Annotated in this window: 1 protein-coding gene; it reads left to right on the forward strand. The window is 62.6% G+C overall.

Annotation, left to right across the window (positions count from 1 at the left end; all coding sequences use genetic code 11):
* Positions 1–345 precede the first annotated feature (345 nt).
* Positions 346–855: flagellin N-terminal helical domain-containing protein (locus tag NLI89_RS21670; protein ID WP_439144559.1), on the forward strand; the 510-nt coding region annotated here is incomplete at its 3' end.

Here is an 855-nt window from a genome sequence, read left to right on the forward strand (position 1 = left end):
AACCAGAGCCAGCAGGGCGTGCTGAAGCTGCTCGGCTGATCCGGACCGGCGCCGGCACCGCCCCCCGCAGGGTGACGGCGCCGATCGGAGCCGCGGTCCGCGCACGTCCCGCGAGGCGCTGCGGTCAAGGCCAGACGACACGACCCCGACAGCGCACGCTGTCGGGGTTCGTTGCGTGATGGATGGCAGGAAATTGCCATCAACATACTGTAAACCATAGAAAAAGCGGCAAAATCTAGCCGGTCGAGGCTTAAGTCCGGCGCGATCCTGCCGTTACCTAATGTGGCGGCACGGCCCTTCGCCACGGGGGCGGCGGGGATCGCCGAAGATCACGGAGATTTCGCAATGACTGTCATCGGTACCAACATCTCGGCCATGCGCGCCACCAACGCATCGGCCAAGGCCTCGAACATGCTCGCAACGTCGATGGAGCGCCTGTCGACCGGCAAGAGCATCAACTCCGCCAAGGACAACGCGGCCGGTCTCGCGATCACGTCGTCGATGACGTCGCAGATCAAGGGCATGAACCAAGGCATCCGCAACGCCAACGACGGCATCTCGATGGCGCAGACCGCAGAGGGCGCACTCGACGAGGTCACCAACAACCTGCAGCGCATGCGCGAGCTGGAAGTCCAGAAGGGCAACGGCACCTATTCGGATACCGACAAGGCCAACATCACCCTCGAGCAGGATTCGCTCGCGAAGCAGATCGCCAACGTGTTGAAGAACACTGAGTTCAACGGCGTGAAGCTGTTTACGGGTGATGTCGCCGATCCGACCAAGGCGAAGACGGTCGATATCCAGGCCGGCGCCAATACCGACGACGTGATCAAGCTCGATCTGGGCACGAGCCTT

Source organism: Sphingomonas faeni (assembly GCF_024273235.1).
Classification (GTDB): Bacteria; Pseudomonadota; Alphaproteobacteria; order Sphingomonadales; family Sphingomonadaceae; genus Sphingomonas; species Sphingomonas faeni_A.